The organism is Rhizobium sp. LjRoot254 (assembly GCF_964254105.1).
Classification (GTDB): Bacteria; Pseudomonadota; Alphaproteobacteria; order Rhizobiales; family Rhizobiaceae; genus Rhizobium_E.
The window spans coordinates 1,579,246-1,603,086 of record NZ_CAXUSM020000001.1 but is presented as its reverse complement, the minus strand read 5'-3'; the positions used below and the strand labels follow the sequence as shown (position 1 = coordinate 1,603,086).

Annotated in this window: 23 protein-coding genes; 14 read left to right on the top strand and 9 right to left on the bottom strand. The window is 60.9% G+C overall.

All coding sequences use genetic code 11. The annotated features are described in order from the left end of the window. Positions 1-5: 5 nt before the first annotated feature. Positions 6-1,967 carry an elongation factor G gene (locus ACSQ26_RS07755; RefSeq protein ID WP_436007869.1) on the bottom strand — a complete coding sequence of 654 codons (1,962 nt, stop codon included), beginning with the start codon at positions 1,965-1,967 and terminating at the stop codon, positions 6-8. A 156-nt stretch (positions 1,968-2,123) separates the two neighbouring features. Here ACSQ26_RS07755 and ACSQ26_RS07750 point away from each other — a divergent pair, with 156 nt between their 5' ends. From ACSQ26_RS07750 to ACSQ26_RS07735, 4 genes are all read left to right on the top strand, one after another. Next, positions 2,124-3,356 (top strand): NAD(P)-binding domain-containing protein, encoded by a 1,233-nt coding sequence (locus tag ACSQ26_RS07750; protein ID WP_436007867.1) that lies wholly within the window; start codon positions 2,124-2,126, stop codon positions 3,354-3,356. A 622-nt stretch (positions 3,357-3,978) separates the two neighbouring features. Then, complete coding sequence (bmt, locus tag ACSQ26_RS07745) at positions 3,979-4,983, top strand: betaine--homocysteine S-methyltransferase (protein WP_436007865.1); 1,005 nt, start codon at positions 3,979-3,981, stop codon at positions 4,981-4,983. Positions 4,984-5,220: 237 nt separating this feature from the next. After that, positions 5,221-9,861: a beta strand repeat-containing protein gene (locus ACSQ26_RS07740; RefSeq protein WP_436007863.1), complete on the top strand. Its 4,641-nt coding sequence runs from the start codon at positions 5,221-5,223 to the stop codon at positions 9,859-9,861. Between the two features lie 10 nt (positions 9,862-9,871). Beyond that, on the top strand, positions 9,872-10,213 hold the full coding sequence (locus tag ACSQ26_RS07735) for a hypothetical protein (protein ID WP_436007861.1): 342 nt from the start codon (positions 9,872-9,874) through the stop codon (positions 10,211-10,213). Positions 10,214-10,306: 93 nt separating this feature from the next. On the opposite strand, the gene ACSQ26_RS07730 is transcribed toward ACSQ26_RS07735, so the two are convergent. Then, positions 10,307-12,496 carry a vWA domain-containing protein gene (locus tag ACSQ26_RS07730; protein WP_436007859.1) on the bottom strand — a complete coding sequence of 730 codons (2,190 nt, stop codon included), beginning with the start codon at positions 12,494-12,496 and terminating at the stop codon, positions 10,307-10,309. A 14-nt stretch (positions 12,497-12,510) separates the two neighbouring features. Further along, a complete protein-coding gene (locus ACSQ26_RS07725; protein WP_436007857.1) occupies positions 12,511-13,032 on the bottom strand; it encodes an RNA polymerase sigma factor in 522 nt (173 codons plus the stop codon). 241 nt (positions 13,033-13,273) lie between these two features. Between ACSQ26_RS07725 and ACSQ26_RS07720 the strand changes: the two genes are divergently transcribed. After that, entirely contained in the window at positions 13,274-14,146 is an 873-nt protein-coding gene (locus ACSQ26_RS07720) for a DMT family transporter (protein WP_436007856.1), read from the top strand. Further along, positions 14,143-15,036, top strand: a complete 894-nt coding sequence (locus ACSQ26_RS07715; RefSeq protein WP_436007855.1) for a DMT family transporter — start codon at positions 14,143-14,145, stop codon at positions 15,034-15,036. The genes ACSQ26_RS07720 and ACSQ26_RS07715 overlap by 4 nt, the downstream gene beginning before the upstream one ends. Here ACSQ26_RS07715 and ACSQ26_RS07710 read toward each other — a convergent pair. From ACSQ26_RS07710 to ACSQ26_RS07695, 4 genes are all read right to left on the bottom strand, one after another. Next, entirely contained in the window at positions 15,011-15,334 is a 324-nt protein-coding gene (locus ACSQ26_RS07710; RefSeq protein WP_436007854.1) for a type II toxin-antitoxin system PemK/MazF family toxin, read from the bottom strand. The two genes, ACSQ26_RS07715 and ACSQ26_RS07710, sit on opposite strands and share 26 nt — an antisense overlap. Then, on the bottom strand, positions 15,321-15,560 hold the full coding sequence (locus ACSQ26_RS07705; RefSeq protein WP_436007852.1) for an antitoxin MazE-like protein: 240 nt from the start codon (positions 15,558-15,560) through the stop codon (positions 15,321-15,323). The genes ACSQ26_RS07710 and ACSQ26_RS07705 overlap by 14 nt, the downstream gene beginning before the upstream one ends. A gap of 52 nt (positions 15,561-15,612) precedes the next feature. Then, the gene (locus ACSQ26_RS07700; RefSeq protein ID WP_436007850.1) at positions 15,613-16,287 is read right to left on the bottom strand and encodes a ferredoxin; all 675 of its coding nucleotides are present in this window, start codon (positions 16,285-16,287) and stop codon (positions 15,613-15,615) included. Positions 16,288-16,388: 101 nt separating this feature from the next. Beyond that, positions 16,389-17,945: a trimethylamine methyltransferase family protein gene (locus tag ACSQ26_RS07695; RefSeq protein ID WP_436007848.1), complete on the bottom strand. Its 1,557-nt coding sequence runs from the start codon at positions 17,943-17,945 to the stop codon at positions 16,389-16,391. A gap of 187 nt (positions 17,946-18,132) precedes the next feature. Here ACSQ26_RS07695 and ACSQ26_RS07690 point away from each other — a divergent pair, with 187 nt between their 5' ends. The 3 genes from ACSQ26_RS07690 to ACSQ26_RS07680 all read left to right on the top strand — a co-directional run bounded on the left by ACSQ26_RS07690 (position 18,133) and on the right by ACSQ26_RS07680 (position 19,637). Beyond that, a complete protein-coding gene (locus tag ACSQ26_RS07690; protein ID WP_436007846.1) occupies positions 18,133-18,390 on the top strand; it encodes a hypothetical protein in 258 nt (85 codons plus the stop codon). Next, positions 18,391-18,807, top strand: a complete 417-nt coding sequence (locus tag ACSQ26_RS07685; protein ID WP_436015153.1) for a PIN domain-containing protein — start codon at positions 18,391-18,393, stop codon at positions 18,805-18,807. It abuts the gene before it with no gap. A gap of 128 nt (positions 18,808-18,935) precedes the next feature. Next, on the top strand, positions 18,936-19,637 hold the full coding sequence (locus tag ACSQ26_RS07680) for a corrinoid protein (RefSeq protein ID WP_436007844.1): 702 nt from the start codon (positions 18,936-18,938) through the stop codon (positions 19,635-19,637). Between the two features lie 67 nt (positions 19,638-19,704). Here the strand turns inward: ACSQ26_RS07680 and ACSQ26_RS07675 are convergent, their stop codons facing one another. Further along, the gene (locus ACSQ26_RS07675; protein ID WP_436007842.1) at positions 19,705-19,851 is read right to left on the bottom strand and encodes an entericidin; all 147 of its coding nucleotides are present in this window, start codon (positions 19,849-19,851) and stop codon (positions 19,705-19,707) included. Between the two features lie 33 nt (positions 19,852-19,884). Beyond that, entirely contained in the window at positions 19,885-20,028 is a 144-nt protein-coding gene (locus tag ACSQ26_RS07670; protein ID WP_436007840.1) for an entericidin, read from the bottom strand. 262 nt (positions 20,029-20,290) lie between these two features. On the opposite strand from ACSQ26_RS07670, the gene ACSQ26_RS07665 reads away from it, so the two are divergent. From ACSQ26_RS07665 to ACSQ26_RS07645, 5 genes are all read left to right on the top strand, one after another. Then, positions 20,291-20,902 (top strand): DUF1638 domain-containing protein, encoded by a 612-nt coding sequence (locus ACSQ26_RS07665; protein WP_436007838.1) that lies wholly within the window; start codon positions 20,291-20,293, stop codon positions 20,900-20,902. A gap of 155 nt (positions 20,903-21,057) precedes the next feature. Next, positions 21,058-21,726, top strand: a complete 669-nt coding sequence (locus tag ACSQ26_RS07660) for an exopolysaccharide biosynthesis protein (RefSeq protein WP_436007836.1) — start codon at positions 21,058-21,060, stop codon at positions 21,724-21,726. Positions 21,727-21,859: 133 nt separating this feature from the next. Beyond that, positions 21,860-22,162 (top strand): virulence factor, encoded by a 303-nt coding sequence (locus ACSQ26_RS07655; RefSeq protein ID WP_258162586.1) that lies wholly within the window; start codon positions 21,860-21,862, stop codon positions 22,160-22,162. Next, positions 22,155-22,730, top strand: a complete 576-nt coding sequence (locus tag ACSQ26_RS07650) for a methylenetetrahydrofolate reductase C-terminal domain-containing protein (protein WP_436007834.1) — start codon at positions 22,155-22,157, stop codon at positions 22,728-22,730. Before ACSQ26_RS07655 ends, ACSQ26_RS07650 begins: the two co-directional genes overlap by 8 nt. A gap of 5 nt (positions 22,731-22,735) precedes the next feature. Beyond that, positions 22,736-23,791, top strand: a complete 1,056-nt coding sequence (locus ACSQ26_RS07645; RefSeq protein WP_436007832.1) for a methylenetetrahydrofolate reductase — start codon at positions 22,736-22,738, stop codon at positions 23,789-23,791. Positions 23,792-23,841 lie beyond the last annotated feature (50 nt).

Genomic DNA, 23,841 nt, shown 5'->3' with positions numbered 1-23,841 from the left:
CGGCCTCAATGCTCGGCGCGTGCTGACCCATGCGTCTTCACGATGGCATCGGCTTCCTTGCCATAGAGTTCCTCGAAATGATCGAAGCTCTTGGAGAAATAGCCGATGCCCTGCGTGGCCGAGCGTAGCGCGCGCGCCAGTTCATCAAGCGCGCCGCCGGGGATGAGAGCCCTGAAAATATCCCATCCCTTGGCGGTTTCGTCCCGGTCGAAGCCCAACACCTGGCCCTTGAGCGCCGAGACGATCTGCACGAGGCTGCCCGAATAGATCGATGGAATATGGATCTCGCCGCGGAAGACCGGCTGCATCAAGACGGCCGCGCCATCCGACAACGCCTGCCGCACGCCCATTTTCGACGCGGTCCGGAAGGCATGTTCGGAACTGTCGACGGCATGGTGCTGGCCGTCCGACAGCGTGACCGCGACATCGATGACCTGGAATCCAAGCGGCCCCTTGTCCATCGCGTCGCGCGCGCCGTTTTCGACGGCCGGGATATAGTTGCGCGGGACCACGCCGCCCTTGACGGTCTCGTTGAAGCTGAACCCCTCGCCGCGCCCATTGGGACGAATGCTGAGTTTCACATCCGCGAATTGCCCGGCGCCGCCGGTCTGTTTCCTGTGGCGGTAGTGAACCTCCGCCGGCTTGGAAATCGTCTCGCGATAGATCGGGTTGGGCGCCCGCTCGGTCGCGGCGATATGAAAGACATCGGCAAGCTGCCGGCAGAGATCGCGCAGGTGCAGCGGCCCCTGGGCGCAGACAAGCTGGGCGCCGGTGCTCTCCTCTTGCATGACCTTCAGCCCGCGATCCACTTCCGAGAGCTTCGCCAGCGTTTCCGAGAGCTTCGTTTCGTCGCGCTCGCTGCCGGGCACGAGAATTCGCTCCAGCATCGGCGTCGGCGGCTCGGTCCAGTCCGGTGGTGCGACGCTGGCATCAGCGGTCAGCAGCGATGGAACGGCCAGGTGGTCGGATTTGACCGCCGCAAAGACATCGCCCGCCGATGGCTGGAACGGTGTGCCGGCCTTTCCATTCGCAGGATCCTGCACCGCGCCGAGACCCGAGCCACCAAGCGAGGCGCCCTGTTTCAGTCCGTCACTCAGCGCGCGAACCAGCACCGTCTTGCCGACATTCTGGCGGTGATAGGCATGGAACCCCACCGCCTTGAGCTTGCCGGCGTCGACGTTATCGGCACCAGCGAGGCGTTGGCGAAGCGCACCGACATCCGGTGCCTCATGGCGCAACGCCTTCATCAGCCGCATCATGCCATTGCCGTGGCTCGCAGCCCCGATCAGCACCGGGATCATGCGGTTTTCCCTGAGAACGCGGGAGGATATGGCAAAAAGCGCATCGGATGGCGGCTCGCGGTCCTCGATCAATTCCTCGAGAAGCCAATCGTCGAATTCCGAGAGATGTTCGAGCAGTGCCGCCCGTGCCTCGTGCTCGCGCTCGGCCACGCTGTCGGGGATCGCGATCAGCGCCGAAGTCTGGCCCTCGCGGTAGCGCCAGGCGCGCTCGGAAATCAGGTCGCAACTGCCGACGATCTTGTCGCCTTCGCGGATCGGGATCTGCCGCAACAACAGCGTGTGACTGGCATAATCCTGCAGCGCCGCGATCACATCCCTGAGCCGCCCGCGCGGCTGGTCCATCCCGTTGACGAAGAGGATGCAGGGCGTTCCCGAGGCCTCGATGATCCTGAGATAGGGCGCGGCGAGCACCGCCTCTTCCGGCACTGGGGAAACACATAATATGCAGGCATCGCTGGCAAGCAGCGCATTCTGCACATGCGCCAGGGCCTCGCTCCCGCCGGGAGCATCGAGCGCGCACCAGGCTTCGTCGAGAAAACTGAATTCCGTGAGGTTCAATCCATAGGGCGAGTTGGATTTCCGAGGCGTTTCCTCGAGCGAGCCGAGCTTGTCGACCACGGTCGACTTTCCGGTCTGCGAGGGGCCGAGTACAGTAAAACAGCGCATAGGCGTTCCTCCGACTGCCAAAGCACGATCTCCACAGTCACAACATGCCCTGAACCGGTCCGGGATGCCAGAGGGGATTTTAGTTCTTGATCCTACAACTGGACTACGGTTGAATATCAGACATTGCGGACGGGCACTTTCCCTTGGAGTCAATCCATGAGCGAGCATGACACTGTCGTCATTGGCGGCGGCCAGGCTGGGCTTGCCATGAGCCACCATCTTTCGTCCCGAAACCGCGATCACGTGGTGCTGGAACGCGGCAGAACCGCGGAGCGCTGGCATGGCGAGCGCTGGGATTCACTGCGGTTCCAGTTTCCCAACTGGACGATGGCACTGCCCGGAATGGCCTATGACGGTCCGGAGCCGGATACCTTTGCGCATTATCGCGATGTCGCCAAATTCATCGAAAGCTACGCGCGGCACATCGAAGCTCCCGTCCGCACCGGCGTCGAAGTTATCAGGCTGCAGCGCACGGCGTCCGGCCGTTTTCAGATCGAAACCAATGCGGGTGACCTCACCTCACGTCATGTCGTCGTCGCGACCGGCCCCTTCCAGCGACCCTTGGTGCCCGGCATTGCAGCCCAGTTCCCTTCTCGCATTACCCAGTTCCATGCCGCCGGCTATCGTAATCCCGCGACACTGCCATCGGGCGCGGTACTCGTCGTTGGCAGCGGGGCATCAGGCTGCCAGATCGCCGAAGAATTGCTGTCGGCCGGGCGCACTGTCTATCTCAGCCTCGGCCGTCATCGCCGCGTGCCTCGCAGATATCGCGGCCGCGACTTCTTCTGGTGGCTCACCGAACTCGGCCGCTTCGACATCACCATCGACAGCTTCGCTGACCGGCGCCCTCCGGTCACCATCCTGATCACCGGCGTTGGCGGCGGCTACGATGTAGACTTGCGCCGCTTCGCGGCCGATGGCGGTCAAGTGCTGGGACGTCTTCGCGGCGCCGATGGCGAGCGGCTCCATTTCGACGGCAATGCCGAGCAATTCCTGTCCGAAGCGGACACCTTCTATTCCGATTTCGTGCAGGCGGCCGAGAATCATGTTGCGGCGAGAGAACTGGATCTCCCACCCGCCGAACCGCCGTCGTCCCGCCATACCCGTGATATTGGACCTATCGAGCCTGTGCTCGACCTCGACGCCGCAGCATCAGGCATTGAGACCGTCATCTGGGCCACCGGCTATGAATATGACTATCGCTGGATCGACATGGACCTTTTCGATGCCCAGGGCGCGCCGAAACAACAGCGCGGCGTCACCGCCTGCCCTGGCCTCTACTTTTTGGGTCTGCATTGGATGCACACATTAAAGTCGGGCCTGCTCTATGGCGTCGGCGAGGACGCCGCGTTCATCGCCGAACACATTTCGGCGCGAAGTTCCGGGTGATTGCCGTAAGCCCTGCTCACCCGGCCGAAATCGGTGAGTAGATTAACAGGCTCAGGGTCATTTTCTTCCAAGCCAAATCAATGTCTTATAAAAAATATAAGAATTTTTTCCTTACCCCTCATCCCCGCCTCCGAAACCTGTGAGAGAATCACCCCGTTCTGCCCTCGGCTACCCCGCATGGCGATGCGGGCGAGACAGAACCGGTGCCTGTTGCGGGGAAACGACGTAAAGTCCCGCATCAGGCGTCCGCGAGAAGGGGTCTCCCCCGGGTACCGCCTGCCAAAGGTGAGTACGCGTGGCGTGCGTTGTACCGCACACAAGCCCATCCCCCTGGAAATTTCAGGTCCGGGATCAGGATGGGTGCAGACGACCGAGTTCGCGGATGAAAAGACACCGAACGGGGCACGGATACGTGTCTTACCGGCTGCCGCAAGGCAGCCAACTAAACTCGGCACGGCGACGTGCCCCGGCCGATCCTTCATGCCAAGGCGAAGGGATCGGGGACATGCATGGTCAAACCACGGACGGAATCCCGCCGCGTGAACGAATAAACGCGCCCATCACTGGACATCACATAAAGATATCTTTATATCTTTCTCTCAAATCAATTCGAGGTAACACAATGTCCGCCAATCCGCTTTCCGACCTGCTCGCCGAGAAGGGCATCTTGCTCGCCGATGGCGCCACCGGTACCTCGCTCTTCGCCATGGGCCTAGAGGCGGGCGAAGCGCCGGAACTCTGGAACGAGGCCAAGCCCGAGAACATCACCAAGCTGCATCAGGATTTCGTCGATGCCGGCGCCGACATCATTCTCACCAATTCCTTCGGGGGCACTAGCCATCGCCTGAAGCTGCACCATGCCCAGCACCGTGTGCATGAACTCAATTCCAAGGCCGCCAGCATCGCCCGTGCCGTCGCCGACGCCGCACCGCGCAAGGTCATTGTCGCCGGCTCGGTCGGCCCGACCGGCGAATTGTTGATCCCGCTCGGCGCAATGTCCTATGAGGACGCGGTCGATTCCTTCGAGGAACAGATCAAGGGCCTCAAGGCCGGTGGCGCCGATGTTGCCTGGATCGAGACCATGTCCTCGCCGGATGAAATCCGTGCGGCCGCGGAAGCCGCCGTCAAGGTCGGCATGCCTTACGTCTATACCGGTTCCTTCGACACCGCCGGCAAGACGATGATGGGGCTGCCGCCGAAGGATATCCACGGCGTGGCGTCCGATATCGGCGACGGCCCGATCGCGGTCGGCGCCAATTGCGGCGTGGGGGCTTCCGATATCCTGGCAACGCTGCTTTCCATGTCGGAAGCCCAGCCCGATGCGACCATCATCGTGAAGGGCAATTGCGGCATCCCGGAATTCCGCGGCGAGAAGATCTACTATTCCGGCACCCCGCCGCTGATGGCCGAATATGCCCATCTGGCGATCGATGCAGGCGCCAGGATCATCGGCGGCTGCTGCGGCACCTCTTGCGAGCATCTGGCCGCCATCCGCGAAGCGGTAGACAGCCATGTCGCCGGCGCCCGCCCGACGCTCGAATTGATCGTCGAGAAGATCGGCCCGCTGCGCAACAAGACGGCCGAGGAGCAAGCTCCTCCCCGCGAGCGGCGCGGCCGCCGCGGCTGAGGCCGGAGAAACCTCCGAGATTTCACTCAGCCGGAACCAGCTAGGTTCCGGCCGATTTCGCTTCCGATCCTGCACGCTTCTTTAAATTGATCATTCAACCAACTTAAATTTGCGTTTGGACAAGCCCCGCTAAAGTTTCACCGCCTATCAAGACCCTGCATCAGAAGCGCCCCCAAGGCTGCAATCGATGCGAGTCGGCATGACGCCCGGCTCGCGAACGCGCAGGAGATCATGACGATGGCCAAATCCAGGACAGCCCCCAGAGCGAACTCCACGACAAGGACAGTCGGCGACATCGACAATGTCACGGGCACCAGGGGCATCGACTTCATCACGGTTTCCAATTCCATCCGCAACCAGGAACTCGACCTCGAAGGCGGCGTCGACCGCCTCAGAATGCAGGGCACCGGCAACACTGTCCGGGTCTCGAACATCGAATCGATCGGCGGCGCCAGCGGCATCGACCTCGTGACCTTCGAGACCAGGATCACCTTTGGCAAGATCGACCTGGGCGGCGACGACGACCGCGTGACCTTCTCGGACGACGGCGGCACGGCCACCATTTCCAACGTCGAAACCATCATCGGCGCCGGCGGCAAGGAATCGATCATCCTCGGCTCGAAGGCGCAAGGCATCTACATCGATCTCGGCGAGGACAGCGACAAGGTCGTGCTCGGCGCCTATGCCAATACGCTCACGCTGCTCAATGTCGAGACGATCATCGGATCGAGCTCGGGCGACATCGTCCACATCGCCAGCGAATACGAAGAAGGCAAGATCGACTTGGCCGGCGGCAAGGATTCGATCACATTCGCGATGTCGTCGACCGCGACACTGCTCAACATCGAAACCATCACCGGCAGCGATTTCGGCGACGAAATCACCATTTCCACCCTCTTCACCCGCGGCACCATCAATCTCGGCGCCGGAACCGATCGGCTGCGGCTCGGCAATTTCGCCAACAGCCTGACGGTAGCGGGCGCAGAGTCGATCGTCGCGGGCACCGGCATCGATATCATCACGCTGAGCGCCCGCGCCGACAATGCCGAGATCGACCTCGGCGGCAACAAGGACAAGCTGACCCTCGGCGATTTCGTCAACGTCGTTTCGGTCTTCAACGTCGAGACGGTGATGGGCGGCTCGGGCAGCGATACGGTCTATCTCGAGACGACGTCGGCCGGCATGCGGATCGAGCTTGGCGATGGCCTCGACCAGCTCGTGCTCTTCGAGGCCGGCAGCACGATGACGATCGGCAATGTCGAGACGATCCTCGGCCGCGACTCCGCCAACGACGTCATCACCCTGTCGACCCAGGCCAACGGCCTGACGATCGACCTCGGCGAAGGCGATGACAGGCTGACGCTTGGCGCATTCGACAACACGCTGACGCTGGGCAATGTCGAGACCATCACCGCATCCAGCAAGAGCGACGACATCACCATCACCAGCCAGCTCACCGGCGGCAAGATCGACCTCGACGCCGGCAGCGACAAGCTGACGCTCGGAAACTTCGAAAACACCATCACCATCGCCGGCGTCGAAACGCTGGTCGGCGGATCGAGCGACGACACGGTCACGGCGTCAGGACAATTGACCAAGGCGATGATCGACCTCGGCGCGGGCCAGGACATCCTGACGCTGGCGACGGCTACCAACTCGCTGACGATTTCCGGCACGGAAACCATCATCGGCGGCGGCGGCAGCGATCATATCACGCTCGGCGCGCAGCCTGCATCGGGAGAATTCACCATCGATCTCGGCAACGGTGCCGACACGCTCGTCCTTCATTCGGCCGGCAACACGCTGACCGTGGCCGGCGTCGAAAGCATCAAGGGCCAGGCCGGCGACGACTTCGTCCACATCTCCGGCGCCGCCGTGGGCCTGTCGATCGATCTCGGCGACGGCGTCGATACGCTCGATCTCTCCGATGGGGGCGGCACGCTGACCGTGCTCAATGTCGAAGTCATCACCTCGACCGGCAGCGACAGCGCGAGCGCCATCACCTTCGGTTCGGCACTGACCAACGGCGTCATCGCGCTCGGCGAGGGCAAGGACCGGATCACGCTCGGCGCCTTCGTCAACAACGTGACGATGAACGGCGTCGAGACCATCACCGGCGGACGCTCCGCCGACACGGTGACCATTCAGGGCATGCTTACCGAAGGCACGATCGACCTCGGGGCAGGCATCGATACGCTCGACATGAGCGCGGTGAACTCGGGCACGACGCTGACCGTCTTGAATGTCGAGACCATGACCGGCACCAACCAGTCGGATGTCGTCACCGTGACGGGCGACCAGGCCGGCATGCGCATCGATCTCGGCGGCGGAAGCGATTCACTGACGCTCGAGTCCAACATCACGATCACCGTCAGCAATACCGAAACCATCATCGGCAGCGCCGGCAATCAGAATGTGACGCTTGGCGGCACATTCAACGGCGAGATCGATCTCGGCGAAGGCAGCGATACACTCAAGCTCGGCAATGTCGGGATCAACCAGATCACCATCAAGGGTGTCGAGACGCTCATCGGCAACGGCCAGGACGATCTCATCACACTCGCAGCGGTTCCCGCCATGATGGTCGTCGATCTCGGCGGCGGCGCCGATCAGCTGACGCTCGACGCCGGCGGCGGCACCGTGTCGATCAGCAATGTCGAGACGGTCGTGGGCGGCGTGGGCGCCGACACGGTCTATGTCGCAAGCGGACTGACGGGCTCAACCATTCTGCTCGGCGACGGCCTCGATCTTCTCACGCTCGGCAATTTCAACAACACCGCGACGATCTCCGGCATCGAAAGCGTGGTCGGCGGCAGCTCGGCCGACATGATCACGCTGCAGGGCGAAGCAACGGCGGTCTATATCGATCTCAAGGGCGGCCTGGACCTGCTGACGCTGACCAGCGGCAACAACACCGTCACGGTCGCCAATGTCGAAACCGTGGCCGGCGGTACCGGCAACGACACGATCTATGTCGATCTGTCCCTGCCCTCGGGCAGCTATGATCTCGCCGGCGGCAACGACAGCCTAATATTCAGCGATCTCGGAGGCACGGTCATCGCGACCAATGTCGAATCCATTCTCGGCAAGCTTGGCAACGACAAGGTGACGCTTGCATCATCCACACCGGCGGAGATCGATCTCGGCGACGGCAACGATACGCTGATCCTGTCGTCCGGCGGCAATACGGTCACCATGATCAATGTCGAGACGGTGACCGGCGGTGCCGGCAACGATCTCGTCATCCTCGGCGCGACCTATACGGGCGGCACGATCGACCTCGGCGGCGGCAACGACATGCTGCAGATCGACGCCTCTGGCGCGACCATCACCGTCAACGGTATCGAATCGATCGCGGGCGGCTGGGGCTCGGATGTCATTACCTTCTCGCAGGCCTATATCTCAGGCGAAATCGACCTCAACGACGGCGACGACAAGGTCTCCTTCGCCAATTTCACCAACACGGCGACCATCGTCAACGCCGAGACGATCGTCGGTGGCACCCAGGATGACCGGATCATCCTGAAAAACGGCTGGGCGGGCGGCACGGTCAGCCTCGGCCTCGGCAACGACTATCTGAGCTTCACAGACGGCGGTACGCTGACCGTCACCGGGGCGGAAACCATCGTCGGTTCGGCCGACACGGACGTCTTGACGATCAGCGGCTCCGGCGCAATCGCCTCGCTCAATCTCGCCGGCGGCCACGACATTCTGTCATGGACCGGCAACACATCGGTCACTGCCAACGTGTCCGGCGTCGAGTCGATTTCGGGTGGCTCGGCGAGCGATTTCATCACCTTCATGTCAGCCATCACCGGCGCCCATATCAATCTTGGCGACGGCGGCGACCGGCTGGCGCTTTATGCGCTCGACAACAATACCCTGACCACAGCGGGCGTCGAAAGCATATCGGGCGGCATCAGCTCCGACGTCATCGTCATCAATTCCGCGACCTATACAGGCTATGTCAATCTCGATGCCGGGATCGACAGTATCGAACTGGCGACATCCGGAAACACCGTCACACTCGCCGGGATCGAGACCATCACCTCAGGCAGCGGCGATGACCGCATCACGATCTCCGGTTCGGCCCAGGCCACGACGATCAGTCTCGGCTCAGGCTCCGACACGCTGATATTGGGCGATGGCAACAACACCGTGACTGTCGGCGGTGCGGAATCCATCACCGGCGGCAACTTCACCGACGTGATTACCGTCAACACCGATTTCGTCGGCAGCATTTCGCTCGGCAACGGCACCGACACCCTTACCTTCATCGAAGGTGTCACGGCGACGTTGACCGGTGTCGAGGCCATCACGAGCGGCAGCGAGGCTGACACGATAACGCTCGCAACCAACTATGCCGGCGCCGTCATCGATCTCGGCGGCGGCGAGGATTTCATACTCTTCGCCGGCGCGGGCACCGCGACCTTCGCCAATGTCGAGAACATTAATGGCGGCAGCGGTATCAACAAGATCGTGCTGACCGGTTCCGCCAACACCAATACCTCGCTCGGCAACGGCGACGACACGATCTACATGGGCAACGGCGTCGACAGGGTGTCGGGCGATGCCGGCGTGGATTATTTCGTCTTCACGGCGACCGCCCAATCTAACGGTGGGAGCGTGACCGATACGATCAGCGATTTCGTGCCTTCGCAAGACAAGATCTCGTTCCAGGGGCTGCAGACCGGTACATTCGGCTACTCGACCACGGCAGGCTACTCGACTGCAGGCGCAAACTCCGAAGCGTGGTTCGACAATGCGAGCCGCATGCTGCATGTCGATATCGATGGCGACAATGTCGACGACATGATCATCATCCTCACCGGCGCGAACCGCGAGTCGCTTTCGACCAACGATTTCGTCTGGAGCTGAGGTTGCGGACATGACAGCTGCCCCCTTCCCCGACCGCGATGCCGTCGCCGACAGGCTCGCAAGCTTCGCCGAGGCCGATCAGTCATTCCTGAAGCTTCTGTTGGAAAATCCGGTGCAGGACGACAACCTGCTCGAGGGACTGCGGCTGTGGCTGGACAAGTCGGCCGAGGCCAAGTTTCTCAACTCGCTGAAGCTGGAACGCATCGGCGAATGGATCGGCGCCAATGCCCCGGCCCGGCTGCAGATCCGGCTCAACGAAGTGGGCAAATCCTCGCAGCACCCGGCTTTCCATGCCTTCCGCGATGGGCTGGATAAATCCGGCGGCATGGAAAAAGCGTTTCCGAAAGCGTGAAACGCAGTTCACCCCCTCCCCGCGAGGACAGGGAGAGGGCGTGACGAGCGAGTAACGGGGCCGGGAACGGACCGGCCCGCGTTGGGAACGGGGTTACTCGCCCTTCAAACTCTTGGACAGTTCGACCATCTTGAGGAATTCGGCGCGATAGCCGTAGCGGTCATCGCCCTTGGCGGCCAAGCCCAGTGCTTCGATCTGATCCCAGGAATAATCCGAAACCTGGGCTTCCTGCTTCAGCTTCTGGGCAAAGGCCGCCACCGCCACCGAGAACCGCACATCGGGCGCCGCCGCATCCACATTGGCCTTCTCCTCCGATGCCTTGACGGGCATGGTGATCAGGGTCGACTTGTCCTCATTGGGCTGCTTGTAGCGGATCTTGACGAAGGCGAGCTCGTCGGATGCGGAGGCATCGGTCACGACAGGAGCCTCGGGCTTTTCCTTCTTCTCGGCGTAGCGCAGGTCGTCGTTGAGCACCGACGGGCTGCCGACCGGCGTCACCTCATAGATCGCTGTCACCCGATGGCCGGAGCCGATTTCGCCGGCGTCGATCTTGTCGTTGTTGAAATCCTCGCGCTTCAGCGCACGGGTCTCATAACCGATCAGGCGATACTCGGCGATCCTGGCCGGGTTGAATTCGACCTGGATCTTGACGTCCTTGGCGATCGGGAAGAGCGAGCTTGTCGCCTCCTGCACCAAAGTCTTCTGGGCTTCCGACAGCGTGTCGATATAGGCCGCGACGCCATTGCCGTTCTGTGCCAGCACCTGCATCAGGCCGTCATTGTAGTTGCCGGTGCCGAAACCGAGGACGGAGAGGAAGATGCCCGTCTTGCGCTTCTTCTCGATCAGCGCCTTCAATTCGTCATCGCTCGACAAGCCGACATTGAAGTCGCCGTCGGTCGCCAACATGATGCGGTTGACGCCATTCTTTTGGAAGGCCTTTTCCGCTAGCCTGTAGGCCGCTTCGATGCCCTCCGCACCCGCGGTCGAGCCGCCCGGCGAGAGATTATCGATGGCATCGAGGATCTTCTGCTTCTCGGATGCCTTGGTCGGCTCGAGCACCGTGCCGGAATTGCCGGCATAGACGACGATCGATACCGTGTCCGATGGCTTCAGCGTATTGACCAGCAGACGAAACGCGCTCTTCAGCAGCGGCAGCTTGTTCGGCTCGTCCATCGAGCCCGATACGTCGATCAGGAACACGAGATTGGCCGGCGGCTGTTCGCCAAGCTGCACGTCGTAACCCTTGATGCCGATATGCATCAGCTTGGTATTGGCGTTCCACGGCGTCGGCATGACGGTGACATTGGCCTTGAAGGCCTCCTTCGCGCTTTCCGGCGGTTTCCAGTCATAGGGGAAATAGTTGATCATCTCCTCGACGCGGACGCTGTCGGGCTCCGGCAGATGGCCGCCATTCATGATCGACTGGCGCACATAGGCGTAGGATGCCGTGTCGACATCGATCGAGAAGGTGGAGACCGGCTCCGAGACCACCGATTTCACCGGATTGACATCCTTTGACGTGAAACGGTCGCCGGTTTCCTCGGGCAGCAAGATCGGCGGCTGGGCGACGATACCTTCGTTCATCGTGGCACCGCCCAGCACCTTCTTGCGCATGAGCTGTCCAGTCGGCTGCACGGTCATCGGCTTTGCGGCAACCAGGGCATCGACCTCGGGTTCGGCCATCTCGCTTGTCGCGGCCGATGCGTCGTCGGCATCCTTGGGCGCGGCAGCGAGGCGTTGCTCCTCGCCGGGCACCATGGATTCGGTGTCGGCGCGCCCACCCGATGTGTCGGCCGTTTCCTCGGCGATGACGGGTTTGGGCTCGGACTTGGTGACCAGGTCGGCAATCTCTGGCTGTTCGACCGATTTATCGTCGGCTTGCACCTGGTTCTGAACCTCCTGCTTGCCGGCGGTCTGCTCGCTCTTGAGCTTCTCCTGGCGCAGGCGCCCCTCATCCTGCTTCTTGGTATCGAGAACGGGAACGTCGGTCAGCGTGATCGTCCTGTCGTTGATCATCTGATAGGTGACATACCCAGCGGTGGGCACGATCAGAATAGTTGCGAGCGCCGAGCTCGCGAGCATCAATTTGCGGGACATGAACAGGCTCCATAAAGCGGTTGCGATGGAGCTTTGACGACGTGACGTTTCACTTCCTTGGGGTGCTGTCGAAAAATTCTTCTCGGCCTCGAATGCGGCCATGCCAGCGTTCATCGCGCGGGCACGAGCTTCGTCCGAGGGCTTCGGGGTGGCGATGCGGCCGAGCTTCTTCAGGTCTTCTTCCATTGGCTCGCCTCCTTTCACGCGACTTCACGGCCGAGAATGATCTTCAGACGCTTGCGCGCCTCGTGCAGATGCCAGGACACCGTGGGTTCCGAGCAACCGAGTATTTCCGCCGCCTCACCGTGATCGAAGCCCTCGGAATAAACCAGCATGACGGCGTCGCGCTGTTTGGGCGAGAGCGTCTGCACGGCGGTCCAGATTTCCTGCATGTCGTCCTCTTGGGTCCCGTCGGCATGCATGGCCGGGTCCTGGCTCCATTCCTCGGTCTTGCGGCGCTCGCGCACCGCCTTGCGGGCGAGATCGCGAACCGCATTCAGCACCAGCGCATAAAGCCAGGTGCGAAAGCGGCCTTCGCCGCGAAACGATCTTATGGCACTGCCGAGTCGGACGCAGACGTCCTGCGCGATATCTTCGGCATCGGCACGGCTCCGCGTCCATTTCCACGCCGTGGCATGTATGAAATCATAATGTATTTCAATCAGTTGTCCAAAGGCTTGCGCGTCGCCGCCAATTGCCTTTCTGATCAGTTCGGGTTCCAACTGCCATCCCTCTCACACCGTTCCCGGGGTCAGCGGCGCCAAATCAATCCATTTCGGCATGTTCGGTAAACCCTGACCCTAGGTGTAAGACGTTTGCTCCTGACAAAAGCTTGGGGTCAGGCGTGAAATTATTTGGGCAAGGGGCCAAATTATTCAGTCAGCCCCTCCATCACCCTTATGTACAACCCTCGGGGTGGATTCTAACTCTCGGAATCGCCTCGCCCAAATCATCAGGTCCATCATGAACCCCCGCCGCGATTATCAACTCGGCCTGCTCTATGTCACGATTTCCGCCGTCGCCTGGAGCCTTGCCGGCTATTTCACCCGGCTGATCCCGCTCGACAGCTTCACGCTGCTCGCCTGGCGCGGCATTTTCGGGGCGGCGAGCCTGCTGATCGTCGTCGTCCTCTTCCGAGGTCGCCACTGGTGGCGGGAATTCGCCGGGATCGGCAAGCCTGAGCTCGCCTATATCGCGCTGACGGTCGCCGGGATGATCATGTTCATCACCTCGCTGGGACACACATCCGTCGCCCATGGTGCGGTGATCTACGCGACGATCCCTTTTCTCGCAGCCTTCCTCGGATGGATATTCCTCAAGGAGTATCCGAGCCGTAGCGCGATGATCTCGAGCATTTTCGCTGTTCTCGGCGTCATCCTGATGGTCGGCTTCGGATCGGATGGCGGATTGCTTGGCGACCTGCTGGCGTTCGGCATGACCTGCTGCATGGCCTGTTCGATCGTCCTGATGCGGCGCAATCCTGAGATGTCCGCCATGGCCTCGGCCTGCATCGGCGCCATTATCTCCGGCGCCATTTGCTGGCCGCTCGGCGCGCCGCTCGACGTGACCGGCATCCAGCTTTTCCAGCTCGCCCTTTTCGGCCTCACCAACTCGGCGGTGGGCCTTGCCTTCTTCGCGCTTGGTTCCAAGAAACTGCCGGCCGTCGAGACCGCCTTGATCGGAGCGCTCGACGCGCCCATGGCGCCGCTCTGGGTGTGGCTGGCTTTCAACGAAAAGCCGGACCTCAACACGATCATCGGCGGCGGCATGGTCTTCGCCGCGGTGATCGCCCATATCGTCGCGAGCCAGCGGAGGGCCGTGCCGGCGCACGCATGATGGATCCACGCCGCGAACATCTCTTCGGCATCATCTTCGTGACCGCAGGCGCGGTCACCTGGAGCAGCGCCGGCTTCTTCACGCGGCTGATCGCGCTCGACTATCCCACGATGATCGCCGGGCGCGGCATCTTCGGCGCGGTCGGCATGCTGGCGATCATCATCGCCTTTGCCCCGAAAACCTGGACCAGCCAGTTCCGCAACATGGGCTGGTCCGATGCGCTCTACATCGTCAACTACATATTCGGCACGATCTGCTACGTCTCGTCACTCGGCCAGACCTCGATTGCACACAACGCCGTGATCTTCGCCACCCTGCCCTTCATCGCGGCATTGCTCGGCTTCATCTTCGTGCGCGAACTGCCGTCGCGGGAAGCGATCTTCGCCAGTGCCATTGCGATGGTCGGCGTGGTGATCATGGTCGGATTCTCGAACGACGGCGCGCTGCTCGGCGACATACTATCCTTTCTCGGCACGGCCAGCATGGCGGCCTCGATCATCATCGTGCGGAAATATCGCTCGGTGAATATCGCGGCAGGTGCGGTGATTGCCTCGTTCACCAGCGGCGTCATCGTGCTGCCCTTCGCCGAACTCTCGGCGGTCACGCCGACGCATCTGGTCTATCTCGTGCTGTTCGGCCTGCTGAATGCCTCGGCCGGCCTGACGCTCTATTCGCTCGGCTCCAGGCGTTTGCCACCCATGGAAACGGCCCTGATCTCACTGATCGATACGCCGCTCTCGCCCTTCTGGGTCTGGCTGGCCTTCGGTGAGAAAGCCGGGCCGCAGACGCTCGCCGGCGGACTGATCGTGCTTTTCGCGGTGATCCTGCATATATTCATGAGCCAACGGCGTCAGCGGCTGGTGGTCAGGTTAGACCCAGGAAGATCATGATCGCGGTTTCGACGCGTTTGAGGTCGTCGACATCAAGGACGCCAATGCGTTTACCGAGGCGGCTTTTTGGCAGTGTGACGATCTTGTCGGCCATAACGTGTGATCGCAGCCGTAGGCCATTTTCATCACTCGGCAGTAGATCGATGCGGAAAAGCTCCAAATTGTCAGGGTCGGAGGTGATCGGGCATATCGTTATGGAATCCAGAAACGAGAAGGCATGATCTTGAATAATAAGAGCCGGCCTTGGCTTGCCGGCGTAGCCGGCACCTGAAACGGTCCAGACCTCACCTCTCGTCATTGGCCGGATCGTTGAACCAGGATACGGAATCAACCCACGCCTGGTCCTCGGCGGCATAGGGACTCGCCGCCGCGATCTTCGACTGCCGCGCAGCCTCTTCAAGAAACTCCTTGGACTTGGTATCGGGCAGCCAGCGTTGCACGAGCTTCAGGCCTTTCGCGCGCTGACGCTCGCGGTAGCTTGCGGCCTTTTGTCTATTCTGCTCGCGCTTGTTCGTCGCCGTCATCTTGAAAACTCCGGTTATATATAACCTGAGTTCGAAGTGGCGAAATGTCAAGTCAGCGGCTCAGTGTCGCCATGTGAAAACGCAACTGTTCCGCGGGATAGCGGTACTCAACCCCTACCGGGCAGGCATTGCGGGCGATGCAGCCGCCCTGCATGCAAGTGCCGTCGCCTTCTCCCGCGAGATAGGTGCGGCACGCTGGGACGTCGAAATGGTCCCCGGTCACCGCGTCAGCCGGACAGGTGGTCAGACACGGCTTGTCGGGACAGCGGTCGCAGGGATGCGACCTTGGCATCGGCTCGGGGAAATCGATCCGCTCCTCAAATCCGATCGCACTGCGATAACCGTGCCACAATCCATAATCCGGATGGATCAGCACGCCGAGCGGCGACGACCTCAATCCCTCGGCACGCATCGCCCATTGCTGGAACGGCTGCCAGGGTCTCTCCGAGGGAAACCATGCGGTCCCGCCCATGGCCTCGGCGACCGGCCGGATGACCTCGACGGACCACATGTCCAGTGGATCGGCCACATTCTCGTTCTTTTGCCGCCAAGCCGAGAATGCCGGCCAGATCGAGCCGCCGATATTGCCAAGCAGCACGACCGTCCGCGCCCTGCCCCCTGATATCTCCGGCCCGTCGGCGGCGAAATGCACGACACCGCGCAAAAAAATTCCGTGCGGCGAGAACGCCGCACGGATCTGTTCGATTATGGTCTCATCCTTGCCCATTATGTCCGGCCAGGCGGCTTGTAATGCGGGCGCCAAACGTCCCGCTGTATCCAGTCGGCCACCTGATACCGTCCGCCATTCTCCCTGGCTTCGGGACCCTTTCAGGTGAAGGCGTCGGGCATCGAGTCCTTCTTCTGCTTGATGTAAGCCAGAAGCGCTTCATCGATCGCGGGATCCAGCTCCGGCGCCTCGTACTGGTCGAGCCAGGACTTGCAAAGCGCATTGGCGCGTTCCTCGATCCGCTTGGCGCCTTCGACTTCCCATTGTTCGAAGGAATTGTTGTCGGCGAGCGCGGAGCGATAGAAGGCGGTCTGGAAGTTGGCCTGTGTATGGGCGCAGCCGAGATAATGGCTGCCGGGGCCGACTTCGCGGATGGCGTCGAGCGCCTGGGCATTTTCCGAGAGATCGACGCCTTCGGCCATCTTCTGCATCATGCCGAGCTGGTCCTGGTCGATCATGAACTTCTCGTAGGACGACACTAGGCCGCCTTCGAGCCAGCCCGCCGCATGCAGCGAGAAATTCGTGCCTGCCAGGAGCGTCATGTTCAGTGTGTTGGCCGATTCATGCGCTGCCTGCGCATCCGGCACCTTGGAAGCGCAGAGCGAGCCACCGGTACGGAACGGCAGACCGAGGCGGCGTGCCAATTGCGCAGCGCCGTAAGAGACCAGCGACGGTTCCGGAGTGCCAAAGGTCGGCGCACCCGACTGCATCGAGATCGAGGCTGCGAACGTGCCGAACAGTACGGGCGCGCCCTTGCGGATCAGCTGGGTGAACGATGCACCGGCCAGCACTTCAGCGAGGATCTGCGTCAGCGTACCGGTCACCGTCACCGGGCTCATAGCGCCCGAGAGAATGAACGGCGAGATCACTGTCGCCTGGTTGTGGCGGGCATAGACCTTGAGCGCGCCGACCATGGTTTCGTCGAACACCATCGGCGAATTGGCATTGATCAGGTTGAGCGTGACGCAATTGTTCTCGACGAAGTCATCGCCGAACACCAGCTTGGCCATGGCGATCGTGTCTTCCGCGCGTTCCGGCGCGGTGACCGAACCCATGAACGGCTTGTCCGAATATTTGATATGGCTGTAGACCATGTCGAGATGGCGCTTGTTCACCGGGATATCGACCGGTTCGCAGACCGTGCCGCCCGAGGAATGCATTGACGGCGCCATATAGGCGAGCTTCACGAAATTGCGGAAGTCCTCGATCGTGGCATAGCGGCGGTTGCCGTCTAGGTCGCGCACGAAGGGAGGGCCATAGACCGGCGCGAAGACGGTCGCCTTGCCGCCGATCTGTACGCTGCGCTCGGGATTGCGTGCATGCCAGGTGAAAACCGGTGGCGCGGTTTTCAGGAGTTCGCGGCAGAGGCCCTTGGGGAAATGCACCCGTTCGCCCCTGACATCGGCGCCAGCTTCCTTCCACAGCGCCAGTGCTTCCGCGTCTTCACGAAACTCGATGCCGATTTCCTCCAGGATGAGGTCGGCATTCCGTTCGATGAGCTCAAGGCCTTCTTCCTCCAGCACCTCGTATTCGCGGATCCTGCGGGTGATATAGGGAAGCGACGCGCCCGGACCGCCGCCCGTGCGTGCTGCGCGGCGGGCGGCAGCACCTCGTCCACGGCGGCCGCCGCCTTCTGCCTGGTCTGTCGTCTGGTCCATGGTTGCTTCCTCTTTGTGATTTTGGGCCTGAGGGGCCGAAATGTTCACGGCGATCCTAAACAATGCCGCAAAAGGAACATTCCTCAAAGCGCCAATGTGTGCGCTGGAAACGAAGTGACGCATTTGCCTGATTGCGGCATGGGCGGGCATGCTTCCAGATCCAACGCTGACATGTTATGCTTCCCGAATGAGAAACATCACGTTTGCCCTGGATGACGATACCTATCACCGCGTTGAAAAGACAGCGGAACGGAAGAATACGTCCGTCGCCGAACTTGCGAAATCTGCATTGATCGAAGCGAGCTCCCCTCCGTCGTCGCCGGTCTCGGCCGAGGAATTCGAGAGGCTGCGGCAGCTCGAGATGGAGGCGACCAAGAGGATCAAGTATTTCAGCGCAAGCGAGAACATACCGCGCGAGGATCTTTATGATCGAAAGCTGCGCTGAATCCCGCGCTTTCTCGATACCAACATTCTCATCTATGCGAAAAGTCTAGATCCGTCTGAACGTGGTAAGCGTGACGTTGCCGAGGCGTTGCTGAACAGAGACGATTGCGTCGTGTCGGTGCAAGTTCTGCAGGAATTTTATGTTCAGTCTACGCGTGCAACCCGGCCGCACCGCCTCGATCTGGATATCGCTCAGGAGATCGTGCGCGGTCTCCGGCGACTTCGTGTCGTCGATATGAGCGTGGATCTGTTCTTTGAGGCTCTCGAACTGTCTAACCGTTACCACTTCTCCTACTGGGACAGCGCCATCATCGCCGCGGCGCTTATCGCCAAATGCGATACACTCTTCACCGAAGACCTCCACCACGGCCAGATCATCGACGGCCTTAAAATCGTCAACCCTTTCAAAGACGATTGACGCATCGTCGTAAATCAGTCCAGCACGCGTCGTTTTCGAAAACGCTTTGCAAACCCCAGACGCTAACTGTAATGGTCGAATGCGGTTTACGGCAAACTGCGGATTCCCAAAACTCGACGAGGATCGCCATGGCAGACGACGACATCATTCTTTCCGAGCTCTCGGACGAAGAACTTGTGCAGCAGATGCACGACGACCTCTATGACGGCCTTAAAGAAGAGATCATCGAGGGCACCAATATCCTCATCGAGCGTGGCTGGGTACCATACGATGTTCTGACGCAAGCCCTCGTCGAAGGCATGCGCATCGTCGGCATCGACTTCCGCGACGGCATCCTCTTCGTTCCGGAAGTGCTGCTTTCGGCCAACGCGATGAAGGCCGGCATGTTCATCCTGCGTCCGCTTCTCGCCGCCACCGGCGCGCCGAAGCAGGGCAAGATGGTGATCGGTACCGTCAAGGGCGACATTCACGACATCGGCAAGAACCTCGTCGGCATGATGATGGAAGGCGCTGGCTTCGACGTCATCGACCTCGGCATCAACAATCCGGTCGAGAACTATCTCGACGCAATCGAGCGCGAAAAGCCAGATATCCTCGGCATGTCCGCGCTGCTGACCACGACCATGCCCTACATGAAGGTCGTGATCGACACGATGAAGGAAAAGGGCATCCGCGACGATTACGTCGTTCTCGTCGGCGGTGCGCCGCTCAACGAGGAATTCGGCAAGGCCGTCGGCGCCGACGCCTATTGCCGCGACGCGGCAATTGCCGTGGAAACGGCCAAGGAATACATCAAGCGCAAGCACAACGTGCATGCTGCCGGCGCCTGAGCGGTTTCAGCATTGAGAATAAAAGCCTGGCCGCTGCGGGTAACGCGCGGCCAGTTTTCGTTTCAGCCTAGTTGGTGACATCCTTCGCAGCGTCTTCCGTCGCATCGACGGTGTTCGATGCATCCTTGCCGAAGCCACGAATGGTGTTGCCGCATGAGGCGAGCGCCAGAACGAGAACAAGTGCAGCAGCGACACGTGTGGTGAGATTGATCATTTCATTTGCCTCCAGTTGAATCCAGCCTTCTCGTCATTCCGCGACGTCCTTGGCCGCGTCTTCCGTCGCATCGACCGCATTGGACGTATCGCGACCCACGCCACGGATGGTGTTGCCGCAAGATGCCAGCATCAGGACCGCCAGAAGGGCTGCCGCGATCTTGGTGGATGTCTTCATGACCGTGATCTCCAATCGTATTATAGATAGATCCGAAGCGCGGTCGCGCCCCGGCCAATGACTGGGCAACACGCTTACAAAACCCGGCAGTGATTGCACCGGGCACTAAACGCATGAAATGCGATTTGGTTCGCCTCAACCGATTGAAAACACGCCGCAACAACAACAATCCGTTCCTTTGACGCCAGCAAATGACGCGGACGACATTTTCAATGGCCTCAAGCGTGACTATATTGGCAAGGCAAGCTTGGGAAAGACCACCATGTCGACGGATGTCCAGAGCCACGAAACAGTACGAGTGATCGCCTGCGGCGCGATCGCCCGAGAGATCATCGCCATCAAGAACGCCAACGGGCTCGATCATCTCGAACTCGAATGTCTGCCGGCGCTCTGGCATGTGCATCCGGAAAAGATCGCTCCGGCCATGCGGACCAAGATCGCCGAGGCACGCGCCGAGGGCATCAAGCACATCTATATCGGCTATGCCGAATGCGGCACCCAGGGCGAATTGGACAAGATCTGCGCCGAGGAAGGCATCGAGCGCATTGCCGGGCCGCACTGTTACGCCTTCTTCACCGGCACGGAGAAGTTCCTCGCCGAATGCGACAAGGAATTCACGGCCTTCTACCTGACAGACCTGATCACCCGGCAGTTCGAGGCTTTCGTGATCGAACCGTTGAAGCTCGACAAGCACCCTGAACTGCGCGACATGGTGTTCGGCAACTATACAAAGATCGTCTATCTCGCCCAGACCGAGGACGAGGACCTGCAGCGCAAGGCCAAATGGGCTGCCGATTATCTCAAGCTCGACTATGAATACCGCTTTACCGGCTATGGCGACCTGACGCCTGCCCTGCTTGGCGCTGCGGCTTGATTATCACGGCCTGCGTGACAATATGACGGTGGCAATTGCCGCAAATAAAGACCATTCATGATCCGTTGTCGTATTGGCTTGATATACGTGACATAAATATATGCGCGATAAGCTGAACGGAAATGGAAGACGGGTGTGTTGTGTCGGAAGTAGAAATGGATCTCGGCTTGGGTCATAAGATTGCCGGTGAAAAGCCAGAGAAGCTTTCGGAATTGCTGCGCCACGTTTCCGCCAAGGCAGGCGACAAGATCAGCCTGGGCGAGATTGCCCATGCTATGGACGATCGGTCTTTCGGCGCCTTTCTCGTCGTCTTCTGTCTTCCCAATCTTGTGCCGCTGCCACCCGGTGCCACGTTCATCCTCGGCCTGCCGCTCATCTTCATCGCTTGCCAGATGGCGTTTTCGCGCCTGGACACGATCTGGCTACCCAGGCGCCTGCGCGAATACACCTTTGACAACAAGGCTTTTTCCGCAGTTCTCGACAAATTCATCCCTTGGATGAACAAGGCCGAACGCTTCATCAAGCCGCGTTTCTTCAGCGGCAACCGCATGGTTGAACGCGTGCTGGGAATCTTCGCTCTGGTGCTGGCGCTCATCGTCTTCCTCCCCATCCCACTCGGCAATATGGGACCGTCGCTGGCGCTCGCGCTCGTGGGCCTGGGACTGACTGAACGCGACGGGCTGTTGATGGGGGCGGGTGTCGTCGTCGGCGGCATCTTCGGTGTCATCGTGAGCTTCGTGGGCTACGAGATCATCACCAACATCCCCTTTTTCATCAGCCAGATTCCCCACTATTGGGACGGGTTTCGCAACTTCTTCATGTGAAAAGCGGCCGCGAAAGCGCTGCAATCCACAGCGAGAATCCCCCTGTCGCAATAAGGCGATTGCGACGTCGTGCCTAGCCGTGCAAACTCTACCTTTCCCGACCATTGTGCCGGAAAAGGGAGTACCGATTTTCATGGCAGACCGCATCATCGTCTATTGGCGCGATATTCCCGCGCAGGTCATCATCAAGAAGGGCCGCACCAACGCCAAGCGGGAGCTCTCGCTGCGCTTCACCGAGGCGATCGACATGTGTGCCATGCGGACCGGCGCCGCCGAGACCGATGACTATCTCGCCGAATGGCGCAAGGCCGAACCGACCCCGGTCTCCGACGACCTCGAAGCCGAAGCCGACAAGGCCATGGCCGAACTCGAAGCCGCCTATGACCGCGATCGCCTGATCGCACTGGTCAAGGCGGGAGGGCGGGACAATGGCTGACGCCAAACCCGGCAATGCGAGCCCCGGCGCCAAGGCCAAGGCCGGCGCCTACACGCCATCAGGCGTATCGGCCATCGGCCGCCGCAAGCGCAGCTATTCGATCCGGCTGTGGTCGGTTCGGCATTCGCGCATGCTCGAATGGTTCTACGGCAAGTTCGCCGACATGTTCCTGCTACTTCATCCGCTGTGGAACAAGATCGGCTACGGCCGCGTCGAAGCCCCGATCAAATTCGTCGAAAAGCGGGTCAAGGGCCTGATGTTCGACTGTCGCATGTGCGGCCAGTGCGTGCTGTCCTCGACCGGCATGAGCTGCCCGATGAACTGTCCCAAGCAACTCCGCAACGGCCCCTGCGGAGGCGTTCGGGCAAACGGAAACTGTGAGGTCGAACCCGACATGCCGTGTGTCTGGGTGAAGGCTTGGGAGGGATCACGCAATATGGTGCATGGCGACAAGATCATGGACGTGCAGAAGCCGGTCGACCAGTCGCTGCGCGAGACCTCGGCCTGGCTGCGCGTAACCGCGCTCGCCGCTTCCGCGCGCGAAGCGTCGAACAAGAAGGACGCCTGAGCGCCATGGTCCATATCGACGAAAACCCGCTTGGCCCACACCTGCCGCTCGACCCCCTGCCCGGCCATTCCTCCCTCGGTCGCCTGGAGCGCGTGCTTCGCCGGGGAGAATTCGCGGTCACCGCCGAACTCAACCCGCCGGACAGTGCCAATCCGGAGGATGTCTACGAGCGCGCCGCGATCTTCGAGGGCTGGGTGGATGGCATCAACGCCGTGGATGCCTCGGGCGCCAACTGCCACATGTCGTCGGTCGGCATCTGCGCGCTGCTGACGCGCATGGGACATGCGCCGATCATGCAGATCGCCTGCCGCGACAAGAACCGGATCGCCATCCAGGGCGACGTGCTGGGCGCGGCGGCGATGGGCGTCGCCAACATCATGTGCCTGACCGGCGATGGCGTACAGGCCGGCGACCAGCCGGGCGCCAAGCCGGTCTTCGACCTCGACAGCATGTCGCTGCTCGAGACCGTGCGGATCATGCGCGACAATTCGAAATTCCTGTCGGGCCGCAAGCTGACGACGCCGCCGAAGGTATTTCTGGGTGCGGCCGTCAACCCGTTCGCGCCGCCGTACGACTTCCGGGCACTACAGTTGGGCAAGAAGATCGAGGCAGGCGCACAATTCGTGCAGAGCCAGTATTGCTTCGACATTCCCATGTTCAGGGATTTCATGAAGAGGGTTGTCGATCTCGGACTGCACGAGAAATGCTTCATCCTGGTCGGCGTCGGCCCAATGGCATCGGCCAAGACCGCCAAATGGATACGCTCGAACGTGCCCGGCATCCACATTCCCGATTCCGTGATCGCGCGCCTCGAAGGCGCTCAGGATCAGAAGAAGGAAGGCAAGCAGCTCTGTATCGACATCATCAACGAGGTCAAGGAAATCGAGGGCGTTTCGGGCATCCACGTCATGGCGTATCGCCAGGAAGAGTACGTCTCCGAGATCGTCCATGAATCCGGTGTCTTGAAGGGCCGCACGCCCTGGAAACGGACGCCGCGCAGTGACATGCGCGAGATGCTGGAAGAAACCCCGGACACACTCGTCGATCACTCGATGGATTGAGCGCCCCCACCAAACTTGCCTTCAACAGAACAGCGACTTAAGAAGCCGCC

Bases quoted from the DNA above. Each gene is read 5' to 3' on its own strand.
- ACSQ26_RS07755 (WP_436007869.1), bottom strand. From the start codon at position 1,967: ATGCGCTGTTTTACTGTACTCGGCCCCTCGCAGACCGGAAAGTCGACC.
- ACSQ26_RS07750 (WP_436007867.1), top strand. From the start codon at position 2,124: ATGAGCGAGCATGACACTGTCGTCATTGGCGGCGGCCAGGCTGGGCTT.
- bmt (WP_436007865.1), top strand. From the start codon at position 3,979: ATGTCCGCCAATCCGCTTTCCGACCTGCTCGCCGAGAAGGGCATCTTG.
- ACSQ26_RS07740 (WP_436007863.1), top strand. From the start codon at position 5,221: ATGGCCAAATCCAGGACAGCCCCCAGAGCGAACTCCACGACAAGGACA.
- ACSQ26_RS07735 (WP_436007861.1), top strand. From the start codon at position 9,872: ATGACAGCTGCCCCCTTCCCCGACCGCGATGCCGTCGCCGACAGGCTC.
- ACSQ26_RS07730 (WP_436007859.1), bottom strand. From the start codon at position 12,496: ATGGAAGAAGACCTGAAGAAGCTCGGCCGCATCGCCACCCCGAAGCCC.
- ACSQ26_RS07720 (WP_436007856.1), top strand. From the start codon at position 13,274: ATGAACCCCCGCCGCGATTATCAACTCGGCCTGCTCTATGTCACGATT.
- ACSQ26_RS07715 (WP_436007855.1), top strand. From the start codon at position 14,143: ATGATGGATCCACGCCGCGAACATCTCTTCGGCATCATCTTCGTGACC.
- ACSQ26_RS07710 (WP_436007854.1), bottom strand. From the start codon at position 15,334: ATGACGAGAGGTGAGGTCTGGACCGTTTCAGGTGCCGGCTACGCCGGC.
- ACSQ26_RS07705 (WP_436007852.1), bottom strand. From the start codon at position 15,560: ATGACGGCGACGAACAAGCGCGAGCAGAATAGACAAAAGGCCGCAAGC.
- ACSQ26_RS07700 (WP_436007850.1), bottom strand. From the start codon at position 16,287: ATGGGCAAGGATGAGACCATAATCGAACAGATCCGTGCGGCGTTCTCG.
- ACSQ26_RS07695 (WP_436007848.1), bottom strand. From the start codon at position 17,945: ATGGACCAGACGACAGACCAGGCAGAAGGCGGCGGCCGCCGTGGACGA.
- ACSQ26_RS07690 (WP_436007846.1), top strand. From the start codon at position 18,133: ATGAGAAACATCACGTTTGCCCTGGATGACGATACCTATCACCGCGTT.
- ACSQ26_RS07680 (WP_436007844.1), top strand. From the start codon at position 18,936: ATGGCAGACGACGACATCATTCTTTCCGAGCTCTCGGACGAAGAACTT.
- ACSQ26_RS07675 (WP_436007842.1), bottom strand. From the start codon at position 19,851: ATGATCAATCTCACCACACGTGTCGCTGCTGCACTTGTTCTCGTTCTG.
- ACSQ26_RS07670 (WP_436007840.1), bottom strand. From the start codon at position 20,028: ATGAAGACATCCACCAAGATCGCGGCAGCCCTTCTGGCGGTCCTGATG.
- ACSQ26_RS07665 (WP_436007838.1), top strand. From the start codon at position 20,291: ATGTCGACGGATGTCCAGAGCCACGAAACAGTACGAGTGATCGCCTGC.
- ACSQ26_RS07660 (WP_436007836.1), top strand. From the start codon at position 21,058: ATGGATCTCGGCTTGGGTCATAAGATTGCCGGTGAAAAGCCAGAGAAG.
- ACSQ26_RS07655 (WP_258162586.1), top strand. From the start codon at position 21,860: ATGGCAGACCGCATCATCGTCTATTGGCGCGATATTCCCGCGCAGGTC.
- ACSQ26_RS07650 (WP_436007834.1), top strand. From the start codon at position 22,155: ATGGCTGACGCCAAACCCGGCAATGCGAGCCCCGGCGCCAAGGCCAAG.
- ACSQ26_RS07645 (WP_436007832.1), top strand. From the start codon at position 22,736: ATGGTCCATATCGACGAAAACCCGCTTGGCCCACACCTGCCGCTCGAC.